At 38.4% G+C, this 18,381-nt stretch carries 18 protein-coding genes; 11 read left to right on the forward strand and 7 right to left on the reverse strand.

Annotated elements, in window-relative coordinates:
- Window positions 1–397: 397 nt before the first annotated feature.
- From RS893_RS20915 to RS893_RS20925, 3 genes are all read right to left on the reverse strand, one after another.
- Complete coding sequence (locus RS893_RS20915; RefSeq protein ID WP_315787543.1) at window positions 398–961, reverse strand: SRPBCC family protein; 564 nt, start codon at window positions 959–961, stop codon at window positions 398–400.
- A complete protein-coding gene (locus tag RS893_RS20920) occupies window positions 954–3,014 on the reverse strand; it encodes a GAF domain-containing sensor histidine kinase (RefSeq protein WP_315787545.1) in 2,061 nt (686 codons plus the stop codon). The genes RS893_RS20915 and RS893_RS20920 overlap by 8 nt, the downstream gene beginning before the upstream one ends.
- Window positions 3,015–3,944: 930 nt before the next feature.
- The gene (locus tag RS893_RS20925) at window positions 3,945–4,280 is read right to left on the reverse strand and encodes a hypothetical protein (RefSeq protein ID WP_009453717.1); all 336 of its coding nucleotides are present in this window, start codon (window positions 4,278–4,280) and stop codon (window positions 3,945–3,947) included.
- Window positions 4,281–4,668: 388 nt separating this feature from the next.
- Between RS893_RS20925 and RS893_RS20930 the strand changes: the two genes are divergently transcribed.
- From RS893_RS20930 to RS893_RS20955, 6 genes are all read left to right on the forward strand, one after another.
- Window positions 4,669–5,202 (forward strand): HNH endonuclease, encoded by a 534-nt coding sequence (locus tag RS893_RS20930; RefSeq protein WP_315787561.1) that lies wholly within the window; start codon window positions 4,669–4,671, stop codon window positions 5,200–5,202.
- A gap of 16 nt (window positions 5,203–5,218) precedes the next feature.
- Window positions 5,219–5,608: an alr0857 family protein gene (locus RS893_RS20935; protein ID WP_315787563.1), complete on the forward strand. Its 390-nt coding sequence runs from the start codon at window positions 5,219–5,221 to the stop codon at window positions 5,606–5,608.
- Window positions 5,609–5,734: 126 nt separating this feature from the next.
- Window positions 5,735–6,013: an HNH endonuclease gene (locus RS893_RS20940; RefSeq protein ID WP_315787564.1), complete on the forward strand. Its 279-nt coding sequence runs from the start codon at window positions 5,735–5,737 to the stop codon at window positions 6,011–6,013.
- A 489-nt stretch (window positions 6,014–6,502) separates the two neighbouring features.
- The gene (locus RS893_RS20945; protein ID WP_315787566.1) at window positions 6,503–6,868 is read left to right on the forward strand and encodes a hypothetical protein; all 366 of its coding nucleotides are present in this window, start codon (window positions 6,503–6,505) and stop codon (window positions 6,866–6,868) included.
- A 441-nt stretch (window positions 6,869–7,309) separates the two neighbouring features.
- A complete protein-coding gene (locus tag RS893_RS20950) occupies window positions 7,310–7,846 on the forward strand; it encodes a Dps family protein (protein WP_315787567.1) in 537 nt (178 codons plus the stop codon).
- 150 nt (window positions 7,847–7,996) lie between these two features.
- Window positions 7,997–8,764: a ChaB family protein gene (locus tag RS893_RS20955; RefSeq protein ID WP_315787569.1), complete on the forward strand. Its 768-nt coding sequence runs from the start codon at window positions 7,997–7,999 to the stop codon at window positions 8,762–8,764.
- 120 nt (window positions 8,765–8,884) lie between these two features.
- On the opposite strand, the gene RS893_RS20960 is transcribed toward RS893_RS20955, so the two are convergent.
- Both RS893_RS20960 and RS893_RS20965 read right to left on the reverse strand, forming a co-directional pair.
- Entirely contained in the window at window positions 8,885–9,283 is a 399-nt protein-coding gene (locus RS893_RS20960; protein ID WP_315787571.1) for a TIGR02588 family protein, read from the reverse strand.
- Window positions 9,280–10,176, reverse strand: coding sequence for a TIGR02587 family membrane protein (locus tag RS893_RS20965; protein ID WP_315787573.1), 897 nt, complete (start codon window positions 10,174–10,176; stop codon window positions 9,280–9,282). The genes RS893_RS20960 and RS893_RS20965 overlap by 4 nt, the downstream gene beginning before the upstream one ends.
- Window positions 10,177–10,482: 306 nt before the next feature.
- Here RS893_RS20965 and RS893_RS20970 point away from each other — a divergent pair, with 306 nt between their 5' ends.
- On the forward strand, window positions 10,483–10,665 hold the full coding sequence (locus tag RS893_RS20970) for a CsbD family protein (protein WP_016865367.1): 183 nt from the start codon (window positions 10,483–10,485) through the stop codon (window positions 10,663–10,665).
- 560 nt (window positions 10,666–11,225) lie between these two features.
- On the opposite strand, the gene RS893_RS20975 is transcribed toward RS893_RS20970, so the two are convergent.
- Entirely contained in the window at window positions 11,226–11,501 is a 276-nt protein-coding gene (locus RS893_RS20975) for a GlsB/YeaQ/YmgE family stress response membrane protein (protein WP_315787580.1), read from the reverse strand.
- 515 nt (window positions 11,502–12,016) lie between these two features.
- On the reverse strand, window positions 12,017–12,736 hold the full coding sequence (locus RS893_RS20980; protein WP_315787582.1) for a response regulator transcription factor: 720 nt from the start codon (window positions 12,734–12,736) through the stop codon (window positions 12,017–12,019).
- Between the two features lie 391 nt (window positions 12,737–13,127).
- Here RS893_RS20980 and RS893_RS20985 point away from each other — a divergent pair, with 391 nt between their 5' ends.
- The 4 genes from RS893_RS20985 to RS893_RS21000 all read left to right on the forward strand — a co-directional run bounded on the left by RS893_RS20985 (window position 13,128) and on the right by RS893_RS21000 (window position 18,319).
- Window positions 13,128–14,702 carry a PAS domain S-box protein gene (locus tag RS893_RS20985; protein ID WP_315787583.1) on the forward strand — a complete coding sequence of 525 codons (1,575 nt, stop codon included), beginning with the start codon at window positions 13,128–13,130 and terminating at the stop codon, window positions 14,700–14,702.
- A gap of 379 nt (window positions 14,703–15,081) precedes the next feature.
- The gene (locus RS893_RS20990; protein WP_315787585.1) at window positions 15,082–15,513 is read left to right on the forward strand and encodes a response regulator; all 432 of its coding nucleotides are present in this window, start codon (window positions 15,082–15,084) and stop codon (window positions 15,511–15,513) included.
- 217 nt (window positions 15,514–15,730) lie between these two features.
- The gene (locus RS893_RS20995) at window positions 15,731–17,071 is read left to right on the forward strand and encodes an ATP-binding response regulator (RefSeq protein ID WP_315787587.1); all 1,341 of its coding nucleotides are present in this window, start codon (window positions 15,731–15,733) and stop codon (window positions 17,069–17,071) included.
- Window positions 17,072–17,197: 126 nt separating this feature from the next.
- Window positions 17,198–18,319, forward strand: coding sequence for a hybrid sensor histidine kinase/response regulator (locus RS893_RS21000; RefSeq protein WP_315787589.1), 1,122 nt, complete (start codon window positions 17,198–17,200; stop codon window positions 18,317–18,319).
- Window positions 18,320–18,381: the final 62 nt, after the last annotated feature.

The raw sequence follows: 18,381 nt of genomic DNA on the forward strand, positions 1-18,381 counted from the left end.
TGCAAATTAGAATCAGAATCCAAGCAGTTCCTAACATTTAGTTTAGCGAGTCTAACCTAGAAGGAAATGAAGTAAGATTTGCTCAAATTGTTATATTAATCAAAACTGCATTGTCGGTTAGTCGTCTCCAACTGTAGTTAGATTTTCTGCATCTAAAGCCCTAAATACAATCACAGATGAAGATATTTGCTTAGGTAGAAAGTTGCCAACCTTATCTTTGAAGGCTTAATCCGCTCTTATTTATAACTATAGGAATTATCTTGGTGACGCTTTCATTCATCTTACAGTCCCTTAAATCGCACTGGTGATAGACTGTATGTTGAATATTGTTGTGTCCTATTCGCAAAATCCAAAATCTAAAATCGGATAACGTCATGCTTGTTGGAAGTCGGCTACCTTAACCCTCTAAACGTTGGTAAATTGCCAGCAGATTTAGTTGCAGGTCTTTCGCAAGGCGACGCTCAATGATTCCTATGGGCATAGTAAGTTTAGGCCAAACTTTGACTGTGTAGCACAGACTAGTCCCTGTTTGTTGACCTAGAGAATAAGGCTCTAAGCACCAGCTACCAGAGAAATCTTTAAAATCGCCCTCTACCATCTGGAAAGTAATTTCTTTAGGAAAGTGTTCCTCAAGATCGAGAACTACACGCGCAGAAAAATTCATGCGTAAAAAGCGCTGAGAACCTATTTGTTCTAAACGAATACCACCGTTGGGATGTTCCAGTAAACGACTGTGGGCTAAGTTGGGGATGAAGTCGGCTAAGGCTTCATAATTGGTGAGTACTTCCCAAACTTTTGTCACCGATTGGGGAATTTGAATTGTAGCAGTGATTTGTCGCTGTCTGTCGGTGATTTTCTCGATTTTAACAGCCACAGCTTGTAAATCTTTCGCCTCGAGGTTTGTTTCGTCTTCAATGGCGATCAAGTTGAGTTCTTCTGGTGTATATTTTTCTTCAGTCACTTTCGGAGTAGGTTTTGTTTTGGTCAGAAAATTGGGGCAGATTTAAGGTAAAACAGATTTGGCTGAGATCTGTATCCTCAATCGGGGTACTTTCCACAGCGATTTCCCCACTCAAATGCTGCACTAAGGATTTTACCAGAGCAAGTCCTAAGCCAGTGCCAGGAGTCCATCTTCCTCTACCGCGACGGAATGCATCGAAAATATAGGTTCCTTCTGCCTCTGAGATGCCATGTCCTATATTAATTACTTTAATAATAACTCGATCAACCTGTTGAATAACTTGGTGTGTGGCTTGTAGTTTGATGATAGTATCTCGTTCTGAGAATTTCACCGCATTAGTTAAAAGTTCCTGTAAGATGCGGTCAAAACTTTCTAGTTCGGTTTTTAATTCTAGAGATTGTTCCGGTAACTCATAAGAAATATTTAATCCTTTGTCTACCAGCTTTTTCTCAAAAGATGCTGATATGTCTTGGATTCTACTATTTAAATCTAAGGTTTCAAATTGCGGGGGTTCTTGATGATTCTCTAGCTTCTGGAGTGTCAACAAGTCATTGATCAAGTTAATTTCTTTTGTACACTCCTCCTCCAAAATATCCAGATACCTGGTTTGCTGTTCGGGGGTTCTTCCTGGTTGACGCAGCATACGCAAAGCCATACGCATGTTGGTTAAAGGATAGCGTAGGCGATCGCTCATGTTACTTAAAAACTCATCTTTGAGTTTGTTGAGTTCTCGCAATTGCTCAACATATTGCTTTGTTCTTTCATAGAGTTTCGCTTGAACGTCTAGACTGCGCTGCAATTGGGATGTGCGCTCATCAACTAACATTTGTACTTGCCGCAGCGTCTGTGTTTGAATGATGGCATTGCTGAGTTGAGCGCAGACCATTTCTACCATGTTGATTTCTGCTGTATGCCAGTAACGAGGTTGGGTTTGCTGTAGTGCTAAAAATCCCAAAACTTTGCCTTGACTCTCCAACCTCATTAACAACATTGCAGGCAATTTTTCTAAAATAAACGCTTGGGCAATTGTGGAGGTATCCTTACGTCTATCTTTGGTGTCATTAATAATTACAGGCTTGCCAGACTCTGCTGTAAAGGCGCGGCGACTAATTCCACACTCTGAAAGCCAGAAGGAATGATCTTGGTTATCTTGTTTCTCAATGTAAAAATTTTCTGGCTGTCTAGACCATTCACCAATAACAGTAGCTTTCGCTTTGGGAATTTGTTTTTTGAATAAATTTCTAAATAGCGGATCAGTATATTTGAGTAATATAATCAAACCCCGGTCTGCTTCTAAAGCCTCGGCAGTAGATGCGATCGCCACCTGAAGCATTTGATTAATCTCCAAGTTGCTGCGACCAAGTATTGTCAATTGCTTGATCAGGTTTTGATGCTTGGCACAAGTTTGGAGAAATTGCTGTTGTGAAGTGATCAGCTGTGCTTGTGCTACTTGTTCTAAAGCGATCGCGCAAACTGACTCCACTGCTGTGAGCAAATATTTTTCTGACTCACTCCAATCATATAGCTGGGACTTAATTAAGTTAATTACGCCGTTCTTTTTGTTTCCAAAATGGGTAGTAATTGCCAGAACCGATTTAAATGGTATCGGCACTTGTTGGCATCCTATTTTCAGACTGTTTTGAATTGTGGCAATGTCCTCTATAGTCGGTTCACCAGCACATTGCACTACTGGTAAATCCAGCTGCTCTAGTGAGAATATTTCATCAGGCGACGAATTTAAATACTCTTGGGGACACCAATTTGCAGCAATTTCTTCACCACCAGTCACTTCTTTGTGTGCAGTCACTAAGCAGCAGCAATCTACTTTGAATGCAACTCCTAGCAATTGGGCAATGTCTTGCAGCATCATTGCTGATTTTGAGCTATTGGCAATGATGTGATTGATTTTTTGTGCTAACTGGAGGGCTGCCTCTTCCTCATGCTGCATCAGATTGACCGGGTAGTGTTTGAGTCTATCTATTTCATCTGGGCGTTGTGGCAACGAAGACAAACGCTTTCTCATTCCTGGTACGCTTTTGGATATTGAACCCATTTCCTTTGTACCCAACCTCCTGCCATATGCTTAATCCCTTTGTAACCCTGCACCCTGTAATTGAATCTTTCATCTTGTCTTCAAGACTTTACTCTCACCTGTTATAGCCCTTTTCTATTGCAGATCGTCAAATCATCTCATATCAGAAACCTTGAGTAATAAAATACATAAAAATTAGTTTAGTTGTACTAAGCAAATATAATTACAGCTTTTTACACGCCTATTTTGTTACTAACATCTACTTAGATTATCCTGTCTATAAGTATACATAAACCGTAATTTCTCTAGACTTGTGACCAAGAGTTCCTAATTAACTCCCGCATTAATACTGAAAATTTTTATAAAAAATGTAATATTTTTTCATATTTAGCTCCTATAGCTGACTTTTTAGTTAGGTCAGACACCAATAGATGTAATTAGCGTCAGGGTTTAGCAAAATTTTCGACAGTTAAACAAGGGATAGGGAAAAATTTGTATTGAGACTAGTTACTTTACTCCTCATCTTTAGAATCATTTAATCTTTAGGCTGATGTTTTATATCTGTCAAGTGTAGTCAGACCCCCTGTGTTATAAATTACTAAGCTTCTAAATAGTTTCAACATTATTTAAAAGGAGGAACGGGCAATAGGCAACAGTGTGTTTATTTTCCTGTTAAATATTTATTTTTTTGAGCTAATTTAATTTTGGGGCAAGGAGCCCAATGATTCGGGCAGAATTTTTACGACTGTTACTGCCTGTTTTTATTGATTTGATGAATAAATAGATAAAATAACGAATTATAGTATTAATTTATAGAGTTAATAATTATACCTAATAAGCTTCCTTATTCTTTGTTTGCCTTCTATCTTGTTTCTCCTAAAGTTCATGATAAACACAGCCCAGTTTTGCTTGAAATAACATTAACTAGGCTGTATCCATCTGCATCCAAATTTATCCGGCTAAACTTTCGACACTTAGAGGAACCATATCGCCCGTCCTCGTCAGTCCTAACAGCATCGGTTGTTGCGGTTGAATTAATTGACCTGTGAGTACACAACGCTCTTCTTGTTGGGCTGTAGCAGCTATACTTGCTCGAATATCAGATCTCGAAAATCGAGGTTTCCACTCTCCTGATTTTTGCTGGACATAATTCCAAAGGATATCGCGGATGAGAGCTTGATATCCCTGATTGCCTGCTAGATCTTTAAGTTTATCTTTTAATTCGCGCTCAAGACGGATGCTGGTGACTTCCATATCGGTGGTGGGGGTGCGAGTGATGGTATGCATGAGTTTTTCTCCTTAAAACTATAGACAGGATAGTAATACAAGTGTAGTATGTTTAAAGGAATGTTCAATAGGTGAAATTTTCTGTGATATCCATTTACCCCATCTCTACTTCTTTACGTGCTGATCAGTCCCAAACCAGTTGGGAATCAGCGCCTATGGAAGTGGAGTATTTATTTATGGGGCTAATTTGCCTAAAACTGGGCAAATTTACAGAGGGTAATCATGATTCTAAATATGCCAGGATTGGTGTACTTAATCGAGCACCACAACTAAAAGAAAGAAGCGGGAGGTACAGACACCGAGATGCTGTACCGATAAAGGAATAAAAGACTTTTAAAGTCAATTCTCAACCCCCGCTTTAACTAAAGAAAAAAGCGGGGGTTTTTTAATGAGGAGTCAAACCGTGACGATCGCAACGCAAGTTTTAGATCAATCTGTGGTGGTGTTTTCTCAAAATTACTTGCCACTGTGTCGAGTAAATATCAAGCGAGCTATTGTACTTTTGATCACAAATAAGGCGGAACCGCTAGATATTACCACTAATGGTGGCTGGCAAGTTCACTCTCCTAGCTTGGTTATTGATGTACCAAAACAAATTCGCTTGAAAATAGCTTCTCGGGAACGGATGTGGAAAGTTCCACCAGTAAATAGACGGGAAGTGTTGCGACGAGACCATCACAGTTGCCAATATTGCGGTAGCAGCAAACATTTGACATTAGATCACGTGCTTCCCCGTTCTCGAGGTGGCCAGCACACCTGGGATAACGTGGTTGCTGCTTGCGAACGGTGTAACTCCAAAAAAGGAGATAAAACCCCACAAGAAGCGGGTATGCGTCTACGTACTAAACCAAAAGCACCAGTCCATCCCACGATTGCTTTTGCGGAACAGTTTTGGATGGACATGCAAATAAACCTGGAATAACAGGAGAGCATGAGGAATGCTGAAATTAACTTACACCGAAACGAGTTTTCACCTAGAGTGTCTGGCTCAGTCCCTTGAGGAATGGGTAGCGCAACGAGTGATTTTGACACTGCGAGTCGGTCAAAGTCTGTCTGTTGAACCTAGCACTGCTTCCTTTTTGCTTCCTGCGAATTTGCCAGGACTAGAACAACTCAAAACTCAGGTGCAATGGGAAGAAAGAGAAATTCTCGCTTTATGTGCATCTGATTCTGAGTACATTGAAGTTACTCTGAGTGGTTCTTGGTTATCAGATGGTTCTGAAAATGCACAAGGTGTGTTTGTTACCACACTGAGCGATCGCACTGAGTTTTTACTACACAAACTCTGGGTTATGGCTCAAGCTTGTGCCTCTGTTTTGAGTGAATAATCAAGTTGGACGAAATTTTGCGACGTTTTTCTTGAGGCGATCGCAATCCTCAATTCAGAGAAATACAATTGTTTTGTAGTAAGCATGCTTTACGCTTACTACAAGCAAAGAGCAAAAAGATCAACCATGCAATGTGAACTGTGTGAAAGAGAGATGGAATGTCTTACCGTTCATCACTTGGTTCCAAGACAAAACACCAAACGCAAGAAAACAGACCCAGGGCCAACTGTGAATATTTGTTCAGCCTGTCATCGACAAATTCATGCATTTTTTGATAACAAACTACTTGCAAAAGAACTTAATTCAATAGAGAAGCTTAGAAATGAGCCGCAAATGCAGAAATTCCTATCTTGGGTCAGAAAGCAAGACCCTAGTAGGCGGATAACAGTCCACCGCCAAAGATAGAATGATATTGTATCCACTTAAATATTTAATTATGTAGGTTGCGTAAGCTAGTAACGGGAAAAATCAAGACCAAATAACCAATCATCATACATAAATAATAAGGATGGGAAACTGCTCTACAGATGTCTACTATTCCAGTCCTCTCCATTTTTGATCATTCAAAAATGGAATTATTACTATTACTTATAGGTAATAATTTAATAACTAGCCTGGCAAATATATATCAAAATATCTATCTCTAGAGAGAGTATTTTGTAAATTTTTGTATTCAAACTTTCAGTCTACAGGTCGATTCAACAAATCTAGATTCCCGACTATAAAATTACTATGCACGCATTGAAAAAAATCAATGTGAAATGTAATCAAGAAAAAGTTATTGAGACAGATAAATAAAAATGAATACTAAATCAACAACAGCATTTAGTATTTATGACTGCTCAATGTCCTCTTGATCTTATATTATTTACACCAGTCGCTGGAGGAATTAAAATGCAAAAAACTATTTCTTTTTTAGGTTCTATTTTGCGTCCCGTACGTTTTCTAGTTGTAGCCTTTACATGTGCTTTGCTGTTATTCTCTAATGCTTTTCCTGCTGCTGCAATTGAAAGCTATCAAAGTAATCCAACAGAAGCTACCGATCAATTACTTGAAACTCAGCGTGAAACTGACGAGGTAGCTAAATCTGCTCCTCTGGGATTGAAAGAAACTCAACAGCGTACTAGTGGAGGAGGACTGAACGAAATTCAAGGTACTGCTGATGCTGAAAAAATGAATCGTCCTGAAAATTCTCAAGAAGCAGTCTCAGTAGAAGAAGAAGTAAGTAACTTTTTGAAAAAAGTTACAGGCAATAAGTAATAGACGTCAAGTGTCCTTTGCCCCAGTATTTTTAACTGGGGATTTATTTACTATGATTTTCTCTATATATCAGAAAATAGAATCCCCGACTTCTCTAAGATGTTGGGGATTTGTGCCTGATAATTTTCCTAAATAAAATAGAATTGCTATATATTCATATTGTAAAAAAGTTATTTAGATGAGTGTAAATAATCTCAATATTTTTATCGGTATATACTTTGTATACCTATACATGCACAACTGTAATACCAATCATTAAATAAAAAATATAGTCTTTAGTGAAATCTATAGACAGACATAAATTTGAGAGAGAATAAGATAGTTTATTAAACAAAAAAAGCCATTATTACTAAATAAAACATAATCATTCTTTGGATTGATGTTTACAAAGGCATGAATTGCTGAAGTTATAAGAGGAGTTAGCTTAAGGATTTAGAAACAATGCGTCCATTAAATATTGGTTTGACAGACGAGCAACGTCAAGGTGTGATTAATTTGCTAAATCAAGATTTGGCAGATTCCTATCTACTAATAGTGAAAACCAAAAAATTCCACTGGGATGTGGTCGGACCTCAGTTCCGCAGTCTGCATGAAATTTGGGAAGAACAGTACGAACAATTGAGTGAAAATATTGATGCTATTGCTGAGCGAGTTCGTGCTTTAGGTGGTTATCCAATTGGCACTATGGAGGGATTTTTGAAGGCAGGTACTATTAAGGAAGAAGGCGGTAATGTACCTACAGCAACCGGGATGGTGTCTCGCCTGGTAGATGACCACGAGCAAATTATTCGCAATCTTCGTGAACATATTGATCGTTGTGCTGAAGAATTCCACGATCAAGGAACTGCTGATTTCTTAACTGGATTAATGGAAGGTCACGAAGAAGCTGCTTGGATGTTACGTTCATTTATTGAAGGACAGGCATTGCAAGCTGATGGTTCTCAACCCCAAACCCAAAAAACACCTGTGGGTGTGTAACTATGTGTAACTAAAGATAGATAGAATTCACACCTCATGAATTAAGAAAGTTCGTAGTAAGTACTATCTTCGCCGAATATATCAAGACTAGAGACTTACTACGAACTATTTGTTTGGATATGTGCAAAAACAAAATAACAGGAGTGTTAAATGGCGGCAGAATACAAAGCTGAACGGACAATTTCGGCTGTGTACAAAGAACAAAACCAAGTAGATAACGTGATTCGGCGTTTGCTAGACCGGGGTGTACCCAGAGATCATATTTCGGTCATGGGCAGAAACTTTAAATCAGAAACTCGCATTGCTGGTTTCATTACTAAAAAAGATGTAATTCTCGGTGGTTTAAGAACAGGAGCAATTTTTGGCTCTTTATTTGGTTCTTTTTTAAGCTTGCTTACAGGTGTTGGTGTATTATTTATTCCTTTTGTTGGCCCAATTGTAGCAGCAGGTCCAATTGGTGCATTACTATTAGGGGCTGCAAGTGGAGCGATCGCAGGTAGTGCGGGTGCAGGTTTAGTCTCTGTATTAGCCACCTTGGGTATGCCAGAAGATAAAGCCGCAGTATACCAAACTCGTCTGCAAGCAGGAGAGTTCTTAGTTATGGCAGAAGTTCCTGCGGATCGGAGTGGGGAATTTCAAATACTGATGGAAAGTGCCGGTGGTGAAGAAATTCATACAATGGAAACAGCATTACCCCGTCCCTGTCCTGGTCGTTGCAATAGTCCCGAGGATTTATCTGCTGAGGTACGCTCTCATCTTTCCCCTGAAGCTCAGAATACCTTTATTGAGCGCTACAATGCTGTGTTAGATGAGACAAATGATCAAACAAAGGCTGAACAAGCTGCTTGGGAAGCTGTTCACCAACATTTTGATGAAGATGATAATGGTATTTGGTCGAAGAAAAAAGTGGTTGTTTAGTCATTAGTCATTGGATAGAAGTAATTAGGGAAAAGGTCATTGGTCATTGGTCAATTGACTAATGACTAATGACGACCATAACGAAAAAAATATAATGCACAACGAGTTGTTAACGAGTTGTTAAGGTGATTTATAACTGGCAACTCGAATAGTTAACTTACCTTTGCGGGGGTTTTGGTTGAATACAAATGCTCCTTCCTGCTTTTCACCACGAGATAAAAAGTCGATTTGTTGTTCTCCTGTTTGGGTAAGTTTCCCTTCTATTTCTAACTCAGCAATCAGTTGAACTGACTCGGCTGTCTCCCCGCCTATATTCACGACCTCAAAAGGAACATAAAACTGCCCGTCAGCTTCCCAAGTTTTCTGTTTATTACTGACAGAAAGAATGGGAGGCTGATCTTTTTCATTGAGCCAAATGTAACCGACTAAGCTCACAATCACAACAAGGATGAATGAGGCTATACCTAAAGTAGTCCATTCCGCAGCTGAACGCTTTGGTTGTTCTTGTTCTGTGTTCATATAGCCAACCTACCAGCAGCGCCACCAATTGTTCCAGGCAATCCTAATAGTAAGGTGTATTCCAACCACATTCTCCACGGGTCGCTAAAAGACAATTTTTGAAAAAACCACAGCATAAAAGCTGCTGCTAGTAGTGATACTAAATAAGACATAATCGTTTCACTGATTGGTCTTTGGAAAAGACCTCTTTGCTGTCTGCGTTTTTTTTGGTCTGAAAAGCCAGCTTCAAAGACAATGGCATAGGAAATCAGCAAAGATACAGCAATAATAGCTATCAGTCGGGGTGGTGAAACTGCCGCCGCCAACATGGGAATTTCATCTGTGGGAGCGATGTTAAATGCAATCACGACTGCACCAATTAAAGTCGCACCAATATCTGCAAAGGTGACATATAGATCATCAGAGTTACTATTTCTGTGTTGGTTTTCCGGGGAGCGTTTTTGTGTCTGTGAATTAGTTTCGCCACGAGTGTCTCCCAAAAATTGATTTGCTAGTGCTACACCAAGAGTAAATGGTACGCTTTCAAATACGATTTTTCCCAGTATTTCTCTGAGGGAAGTTTCTGATGTCAGTTCTTGTAATAGTAGGAGTATCAATGCAGAACAGGCTATGCCAATTGCCATTGCTTCTATGGTATCTGTGACTGCTTCATAAGGTCGGCTACCATGTCTACGTCTGCGAAAGCCTTCTGTGCGGTTGAGTAAAAAAACTACTATAAACGTCAATGCGATCGCTAACATGACTATTGATGGCTTAGCAATAGATCCTATCCACCAGACTTCCATCGTATAAAGTAAGGGGGTTCCAAATAAAAAACCACCACATATACCCCTAACAATATCGTTAATTTCATGTACCCATACATTTTTTTTCTGTTTATTTTTTACACCCATTATTTTCTGTCTATATAATTAATACTTACTTGGAAAATAGATATGTAGGCATAAATAAGTGTTTAATTTACTGCCCTTACAACCAAATAATGATGTTTAGAAATAAAAGCTTGAAGTCTTCCATAAAGTGTCGTATCTATCATATGGAAGATATTAGCTTTAAATTTCATAGTTTAGTTTTAAGTTTTTTATCAAAAAATCTATCTATTGGTAAAGAGTAACTCAATAAAATTATCTCTACAGGGCGATGTCTTTTTGAATTAGTAACAATAGTATTTGATCAACATATATTGAGGAAAAACAATTATGAGTATCGAAAATAGAGTAGAAGCAACCGCTAAAAACATAGAAGGAAAAGTTCAAGAAATGGTTGGCGAAGTAACTGGAAATCCTCAGGATAAAGCCGAAGGTCAAGCGAAGCAAGCAGAAGCACAGCTACGTCATACAGTTGAGAACATCAAAGATGATGTGAAAAAGTCCTTAGAGTAAAACAAGATTTAGGGCTTTAGCAACCAGAGGATGCCTGGTGATTATAATTTGTTTATACACAACTAAAAATTGCAAAATTAAGCTGGAAAATTTTTGTTGTTTCCTAAAATTTTTATAGATAAAGTTAGCTTGTGTAGTAACAGATTATCTTAGCCAAATTGTTTACAAAATCCTCATTACTGCTAGAGCTATTTACTAAAAATTGTTTATACAGTAGTACCCAGCCGTGCTATCACGTACCTTCCCTTAATTCCCCCGAATTTCAGGGGGAAACAAAACATATAGTTTCCTCCTCTTTACAAGGGGAGGATTAAGGTAGGGTAAAACCAGGATTCATAAGCTATTTCAGATTTCAGACTTATTCAGACTTATGTGTACACCGCAGCTTTGCTGAGCAAAGCTGCGGTGTATACTCTATTTAAATACAAAGTGCTATATTTAATCTTATCCAACTGGATATTGGGTAAACTATTATTATTTCTACTCTTAATTAATAAAAAAGGTTAGTTCCTAAATTGTTGGAGCTAACCACAGATATTTTATACATATTCAACACTACTCTAAACTGCACTACGTCTTGTGATCAAACTCCAGATAAAGATAGCAATAATTGCACCAATGATGGCAACAATTAAACCTCCAATGCTAAAACCTGCTCCTGTAAGAACCAAATTACCTGTGGATAACAAATTAAATAAGCTTCCTCCAATTAAGGAACCAATAATGCCTAAAAGCATGGTTGCAATGATTCCACCACCTTGATGGCCAGGGTAGATAGCTTTAGCGATAGCCCCCGCTAAAATACCTAAAATTATCCAAGCAATTAGATTGAGCATAATTAATTTATTCCTCAATTAACTTACTATTTGCCAATAGTATAACAATTACTAAATATTATTTGTTCTATCTCAAGTTCAGTTGAGACTCTATCGCAAGAAATAATATCTAGCTAATCAACTTCATAAAATTATTAGTAAAATAAACCTATCAAGAAAATGTTTACAATATTATGTGAATAGTTTTTCTTGGTATTAAATCAAACAAATGAATTAATTTTAATGTTTTGTATCAACAATTGATCCAATTAGTTTATAATCCAAAATTATATGTGAATATACTTATTTTTGTAATAAATTAATTAAAAGGGTTACAGGTAATGCATTGATTAAGCAGTTTTCATGCATTACAAATTCTCTCTGAAATTTCTATATTTTAAACTTTGTAAAGAAAAATAAAATTGACTCAATAACTTAATTCAAGATCTAACCGAGTAAATTGATTTGATCATAAGCAGTATGAACATATCTAATGGAAAACCTGCGCTATACCTTAGGATATAGCGCGGATTTGTTCACGCTACTAACCCTGAACGCAGGGCGCGAACGGCTGCTTGGGTACGGTCGTCTGCACAAAGTTTGTTTAAGATGTTGCGAACGTGGGTTTTGACAGTTCCAACTGTAATGTAGAGTTTTTCTGCTATTTGCCCATTGCTACATCCGGCTACAATCAACTCTAGAATTTCTAATTCCCGTTGAGTTAAGGGATAAGTTTCTAAGACTTGCTCGTATTCTGGCGCTAATGCATCTATTTTTACAGTCTTGGGTTTGTCAACCGACTGATTCTCTGGGAAAACTTGTCGCATTTGTTGTAATACAACATTGGCGATTGCAGGGTCAATCCAGGAGTTACCTTCATATGTTGCTTGGATCGCTTCTGTTAATCTTTCGATGCTTGTATCTTTCATGTAGTAAGAATCTGCACCAGCAGCAAAAGCAGCAAGTACTGTATCCTCTGAGTGTTCCATTGTCAGGATGAGAATTTTAGTTGTTGTATCTCCTGTTTCAGTTTGCCACTGCCGAAATCTGCGGGTGAGTTCAACACCATCCATGTCTGGCAAGCCTATATCTACCACAGCTACATCTGGCTTGGCACTTTCCAAAAGTTTCAGACCCTTAGTAGCATTTGCAGCTTCGCCAATAACTCTTACTGCACTGTCAGTTTGCAATGCTGCTTTTAATCCCATTCTTGTCAAGTCATGGTCTTCAATTAAAACAATACTAATCTCACTCATTGCTACTTGTACTCTCTACTAATTCCATCTGTCGTAAGCCGACATTTAGTGATTTATTTTTTTTATTTTCCAAAACCTAAGATAGATGATATTTTAATAAATCTGCATCCACCAATAGAAATAGTCATTTCCACGTTTGTTACTCGCGTCAGATGGGAAAATCTAGCCCAGGACATATAGCTAAATCACAAATAACTATGGAATACTGTCACTAAGCTACAATCGCCGCTACTATAGACTCTTAATGAATAAAAATTCCTGGTGTGAAGCGGTAAGCAGAAATTATCTTAAGTAAGAAATCAATATTGAATTTATAAACACTAATTTGTTCTGTATTGATGAAAAAATAATCGGTATAAATAAATTTATAAAGTTTTACAAGAATTTAGGTATGGTTCTAGAGTCCCAATCTGCTGCAATCAACATTAACAAAGTAGAGCAGGTAGAAGCAAGTAGAATAGAGCAATGCTTATGTGGATTTTTTAACCAAAACTGGCGATTTTGCCTATTGATGGGGTTGGATGGTAGTGTTATTGAAGTCAATCAGGCAAGTTTAACTTTTTTGGGACTTGAGAAAACCGCAGTTGTTGGTTGTCCGGTTTGGGATGTTTTGGACAAATTGATTTCAGCACAAGCTAAAACTCAATTACATGAAGCGATCGCTTGTGCAGTCCAAGGAAAATTAATTCGCAACCAAGTTCACATTCAAAGCAAAGAAAATAAAGCTTTGACCATCGAATATTCTGTGCAAGCAATTCGAGGTGAAACAGGACAAGTCATCGCTTTAATGTGGGAAGGTCAGGTAATTGATCTTACTGAATGCAAGTTAACTGAGCAAGCATTGCGGGAGACTGAACAGCGTTTCCAGGCGCTGGCTGATACAGCGCCTATGATGATTTGGATGTCTGGAGTCAACAAGCTTTGTAATTATTTTAACAAACCTTGGTTGGACTTTACTGGCCGTACAATGGAACAGGAGCTAGGTAACGGCTGGGCAGAAGGAGTGCATCCAGAGGACTTAGAACATTGTTTACACACTTATGTTACTGCTTTTGATGCTCGCCAGAATTTTGAAATGGAGTACCGTCTGCGACGCTTTGATGGTGAATATCGTTGGGTTTTAGATGTAGGCGCGCCAAGATGGAATGAGGATGGTAGTTTTGCTGGATATATTGGTTCGTGTATTGATATTAGCGATCGCAAACAAGCAGAATTGGCGATACAACAACGGGCAGAAGAATTAACACGCGTCAATACTATCTTGGCGCAAACAACAACAATGTTGAAAAAGCGCAACGACGAATTGGATCAATTTGCTTATGTCACATCCCACGACTTGAAAGCGCCTTTACGAGCGATCGCTAATCTTTCAGAATGGATAGAAGAAGACCTGCAAGATCAACTACCAGAAGAAAATCGACAACAGATGCACCTGCTGCGGGGACGAGTGCAGCGTATGGAAGCTTTAATTAATGGGTTGTTGGAATATTCGCGCATTGGGCGGGTCAAAACGCCATTATGTGTAGTAAAAGTGGATGAGATGTTGCAAGAAGTCATTGAATCTTTAGCACCACCACCAAGTTTTACAATTGAAATCCAACCAGGAATGCCCACTCTGCTAACAAAGCGACTGCCTCTGCAACTGGTGTTTAGTAATTTAATTAGTAATGCAATTCAACATCACAATCGGTCTGATGGTCACGTCAAAATTTCCGTAGAAGACCGGGGAGATTACTATGAATTTGCCATTGCAGATGACGGGCCTGGCATTGCTCTTGAGTTTCAAAATAAGATATTTGTAATTTTCCAAACACTCGAAGCGCGCGATCATAAGGAAAGTACAGGGGTGGGCTTAGCAATTGTGAAAAAGATTGTCGAAACTGAAACAGGTACAATCACTTTGAACTCTCAGCTGAGCGTAGGTAGTACCTTCCGCTTCACTTGGCCTAAGCAACCAAAAGAATAACTCTGTGGAATATTTTCATTGCAAAACTTTATTGCAACTCTGACCAATGGCTGAAGACGATATTCAACCAGTGAATCTACAATTGGGATGAACTGGTATTGGAGGTATTTTTTTTTACTATTTTTTTTGCTTTGAATTTGTGTGATTTAGGAATGCATACTCAAGGCTAATGTGGCCTATCTTTTATTAGGGAGAAAAATTTGGGAAACGAATTTTTTCCTTAAAAATTGCATAGGCAAAACAAATAAGGTGATTGCCAAATCATGATGACTAATTTTTAAGAAGTATTAATGTTTTGGTAATTAGCTATAAGTATAACTCTGATACTCTAGTCAGGAAAGTGAATTTAGGATAGAACTAAATCAATTTTAAGTAGGTGATGACACAAAGAATGATTAACATACTACTAGTGGAGGATGACGAAGTAGATGTCATGAATGTCAAACGGGCATTCAAAAAAGTTAATATTACTAATCCATTACATGTTGCTACTAATGGTATAGAAGCCCTAGCAATGCTGCGTAGTAGTAATGGTACACCTCCTAAGGTTCCTGCTAACCGACGTTTGATATTACTAGATTTAAATATGCCAAAAATGGGTGGAATCGAATTTCTTCAAGAACTACGGGCTGATCCCCAACTCAGACCTACTCCTGTGGTGGTCATGACAACTTCCAATCAAGATAAAGACAGAGTGGAAGCTTATAATTTGAATGTCGCTGGTTATCTTCTCAAGCCTGTGACCTTTAATAATTTTATTGAACTCATGGCAACGCTCAATAAATATTGGACTCTGTGTGAAATGCCTTAGTTGGTAAAATGTCATCCAAAATTGGATGTTGGATTAATTCTACACATAAATATAGCGGCTTGCACGATTGAGAAATCATTGGTCAGTTGCAAATAATTGTCAACCAAGAACTAACAATCAATTATTAATCATTAACTTCTAACTAAAAACTATCCAGATGACTAGAAAACTTCAATGTTATACGAGAAGCTGTATATAAGAGCAATAATTAAAAGCGATGGAAGAAACGCTAAAAGTATTAGTTGTAGATGATGATGAAGTAGACCGCATGTCAGTCCGGCGGGGCTTGAAAGCCGCAGGGATAAATGTACAACTGTTTGAAGCCCCTGACTGTAAAAGTGCGATCGCTCATTTGCAGGATAATTCTTTTGACTGCGTTTTTCTCGATTATCGCTTACCAGATCAAGATGGATTAACTTTGATCAACGATGTACGTTCTCGTAACATTAAAGTGCCTTTGGTAGTCCTTACCGGACAAGGAGACGAACAAATTGCTGTTGAGTTGATGAAAGCTGGTGCTATAGACTATCTTTCCAAATCAAGAGTCTCACCAGTCACACTAACTCAGGTTTTACGAAATGCCATTCGAGTTTACCGGGCAGAAATGCAAGTAGCTTTGGTAAACCAGCAACTTCGAGAAAGTAATGAATTGCTAATTCGTAAAAATCAAGAATTAGAAGCACAACAACAACAAATTGAACTACAAAACATCAAGCTGAAAGAAGCTTCACTGCTAAAATCCCAGTTTTTAGCAACAATATCTCATGAACTGCGGACACCGATGAATGCTATTATTGGCTTCTCTCAGCTATTGCTGCGTCCCAAATGTGGTGATTTATCAGCCCAGCAAAGGGATATGGTAGAACGTATCCTCAATAATGGCAAGCATTTATTAATGTTGTTAAATGAAGTCCTTGACTTCTCTAAACTGGAGTCTGGTAGATTATGTCTGAAACCAGAAATATTCGATTTATCACAGATAGTCAAAGCTACCGTTGCTGAAACTTTATCTCTAGCAGAGGCAAAAAAACTTTCTGTACAGGTTCAAAATAACTTACAAAATAGTATGGTATTTAATGATCCTGTACGTGTGCGGCAAATTTTAATGAATCTGCTCTCGAATGCGATTAAATTTACAGAGTCCGGTAGTATCGGTGTGGATGTCACAGAACTGCCAGATCATCAAATAGAAATTGCTGTTTGGGATACAGGCATTGGTATCGCCCCCTCAGATCTAAAATATATCTTTGAAGCCTTTCGCCAACTTGACCAAAGTATTACTCGTAAATATCCCGGTACAGGTCTTGGTTTGCCAATTGTAGATGCGCTAGTCCAAATGATGGGGGGCAAAATAGCTATAGAAAGTGAATTAAACCAGGGTTCAGTCTTTCGGATTTCGCTACCACGTCAAGTTTTGTCATCCAAGGTACAAAATCAAGATGGATCGCCAAGGATTTCTAATATATTATCATCAAAAAAGACCTTGAGTAAACAGCCAGAGACACTTAATTTTGCCCAAGACCAAGTGCAGCAACTACCCAGAGAAAGAGGCAAGTAATTTCATGTATTTAGTCATTTTTGATGAAGTGGAAATGTGAAATGAAAAATAATGACAGAGTGCAAAAACAGAAAAATAACAAATGACGACAATACAGCTTTCCTCAATATTATTATCCAATGAAATATGTTTTCAGCTACAGATACTAAAGTAGAAAAAATTCTTGCCGTTGATGATACACCTGATAACTTATTCTTACTACAGACAATCTTAGAAATTGAAGGGTACGAAATAGATTTAGTGGCAGATGGGGCAACAGCCTTACAGCAAGTCGAAGAATCTCCTCCAGATTTAATCTTACTAGATGTGATGATGCCAGGGTTAGATGGCTATGAAGTCACCCGGCGCATCCGTAATCACCCTTTTCTAGATTATATTCCTATCTTGTTATTGACGGCATTTCATGATGTGAGTGTTGTGGAAGGTTTGGATGCAGGGGCTGACGACTTTATCCGCAAACCATTTGATCAAGATGAACTATTAGCAAGGGTGCGATCGCTACTCAGACTGAAGCGTAGCCTTGATGAACAAAAAAAATTATTTCGTCAGCAGGAAGACTTTGTTTCACGTTTAACTCACGACTTACGGACTCCTTTAGTTGCTGCTGACAGAATGCTAAATTTATTTCGCCAGGAAACCTTCTGCAAAATTTCGCCAGAGATGAAACAGGCGATCGCGGCCATGATTCGCAGCAACCAAAACTTATTGGACATGGTTAACACATTGTTAGAAGTCCATCGTCTAGAAGCAGGTAAAAAGACACTGCAATTTGAAAACTGCGATGTTTGCGAAATTGCCACAGAAGTAGTTGAAGAATTACATCCACTCGCTGATGAAAAAGAAATACTCCTAAAAGTAGATAGCAGTGAATTAAATCAACAAACTGAAAATGATTGTATCATTTTAGGCGATCGCCTAGAACTACGGCGGTTGATCAGTAATTTAGTTGGAAATGCTCTGAAATTTACAGATACAGGTAGTATAATCGTTCGCATGTGTGCAACTCCTCCATCTTCTACAGATCAAGGTTGGATCAAGATAGAAGTAGAAGACACCGGATACGGAATTGCTGCCGATGACTTACCAACACTATTTGAACGATTTCGCCAAGGTAAAAATAAACGTGCTGGTAGTGGTTTAGGATTACATTTATCACGTCGTATTGTCGAGTTACACGGAGGAACAATCGAAGCCACTTCCGAATTGGGTAAAGGCAGTGTTTTCACAGTCCGTTTACCAAAGAAATGACCTGAAAGTTACCTCACCCCGTCAAAAGAGGACACCCCTCTGGTGAACTCGCAAAGAGGGGC

Source organism: Fischerella sp. JS2 (assembly GCF_032393985.1).
Lineage (GTDB): Bacteria > Cyanobacteriota > Cyanobacteriia > Cyanobacteriales > Nostocaceae > Fischerella.

What these genes read in the sequence shown, in the direction of transcription:
- RS893_RS20920 (WP_315787545.1), bottom strand. Translation starts at nt 3,014, where the DNA reads ATGGGTTCAATATCCAAAAGCGTACCAGGAATGAGAAAGCGTTTGTCT.
- RS893_RS20925 (WP_009453717.1), bottom strand. Translation starts at nt 4,280, where the DNA reads ATGCATACCATCACTCGCACCCCCACCACCGATATGGAAGTCACCAGC.
- RS893_RS20930 (WP_315787561.1), top strand. Translation starts at nt 4,669, where the DNA reads ATGAGGAGTCAAACCGTGACGATCGCAACGCAAGTTTTAGATCAATCT.
- RS893_RS20935 (WP_315787563.1), top strand. Translation starts at nt 5,219, where the DNA reads ATGCTGAAATTAACTTACACCGAAACGAGTTTTCACCTAGAGTGTCTG.
- RS893_RS20940 (WP_315787564.1), top strand. Translation starts at nt 5,735, where the DNA reads ATGCAATGTGAACTGTGTGAAAGAGAGATGGAATGTCTTACCGTTCAT.
- RS893_RS20945 (WP_315787566.1), top strand. Translation starts at nt 6,503, where the DNA reads ATGCAAAAAACTATTTCTTTTTTAGGTTCTATTTTGCGTCCCGTACGT.
- RS893_RS20950 (WP_315787567.1), top strand. Translation starts at nt 7,310, where the DNA reads ATGCGTCCATTAAATATTGGTTTGACAGACGAGCAACGTCAAGGTGTG.
- RS893_RS20955 (WP_315787569.1), top strand. Translation starts at nt 7,997, where the DNA reads ATGGCGGCAGAATACAAAGCTGAACGGACAATTTCGGCTGTGTACAAA.
- RS893_RS20960 (WP_315787571.1), bottom strand. Translation starts at nt 9,283, where the DNA reads ATGAACACAGAACAAGAACAACCAAAGCGTTCAGCTGCGGAATGGACT.
- RS893_RS20965 (WP_315787573.1), bottom strand. Translation starts at nt 10,176, where the DNA reads ATGGGTGTAAAAAATAAACAGAAAAAAAATGTATGGGTACATGAAATT.
- RS893_RS20970 (WP_016865367.1), top strand. Translation starts at nt 10,483, where the DNA reads ATGAGTATCGAAAATAGAGTAGAAGCAACCGCTAAAAACATAGAAGGA.
- RS893_RS20975 (WP_315787580.1), bottom strand. Translation starts at nt 11,501, where the DNA reads ATGCTCAATCTAATTGCTTGGATAATTTTAGGTATTTTAGCGGGGGCT.
- RS893_RS20980 (WP_315787582.1), bottom strand. Translation starts at nt 12,736, where the DNA reads ATGAGTGAGATTAGTATTGTTTTAATTGAAGACCATGACTTGACAAGA.
- RS893_RS20985 (WP_315787583.1), top strand. Translation starts at nt 13,128, where the DNA reads ATGGTTCTAGAGTCCCAATCTGCTGCAATCAACATTAACAAAGTAGAG.
- RS893_RS20990 (WP_315787585.1), top strand. Translation starts at nt 15,082, where the DNA reads ATGACACAAAGAATGATTAACATACTACTAGTGGAGGATGACGAAGTA.
- RS893_RS20995 (WP_315787587.1), top strand. Translation starts at nt 15,731, where the DNA reads ATGGAAGAAACGCTAAAAGTATTAGTTGTAGATGATGATGAAGTAGAC.
- RS893_RS21000 (WP_315787589.1), top strand. Translation starts at nt 17,198, where the DNA reads ATGTTTTCAGCTACAGATACTAAAGTAGAAAAAATTCTTGCCGTTGAT.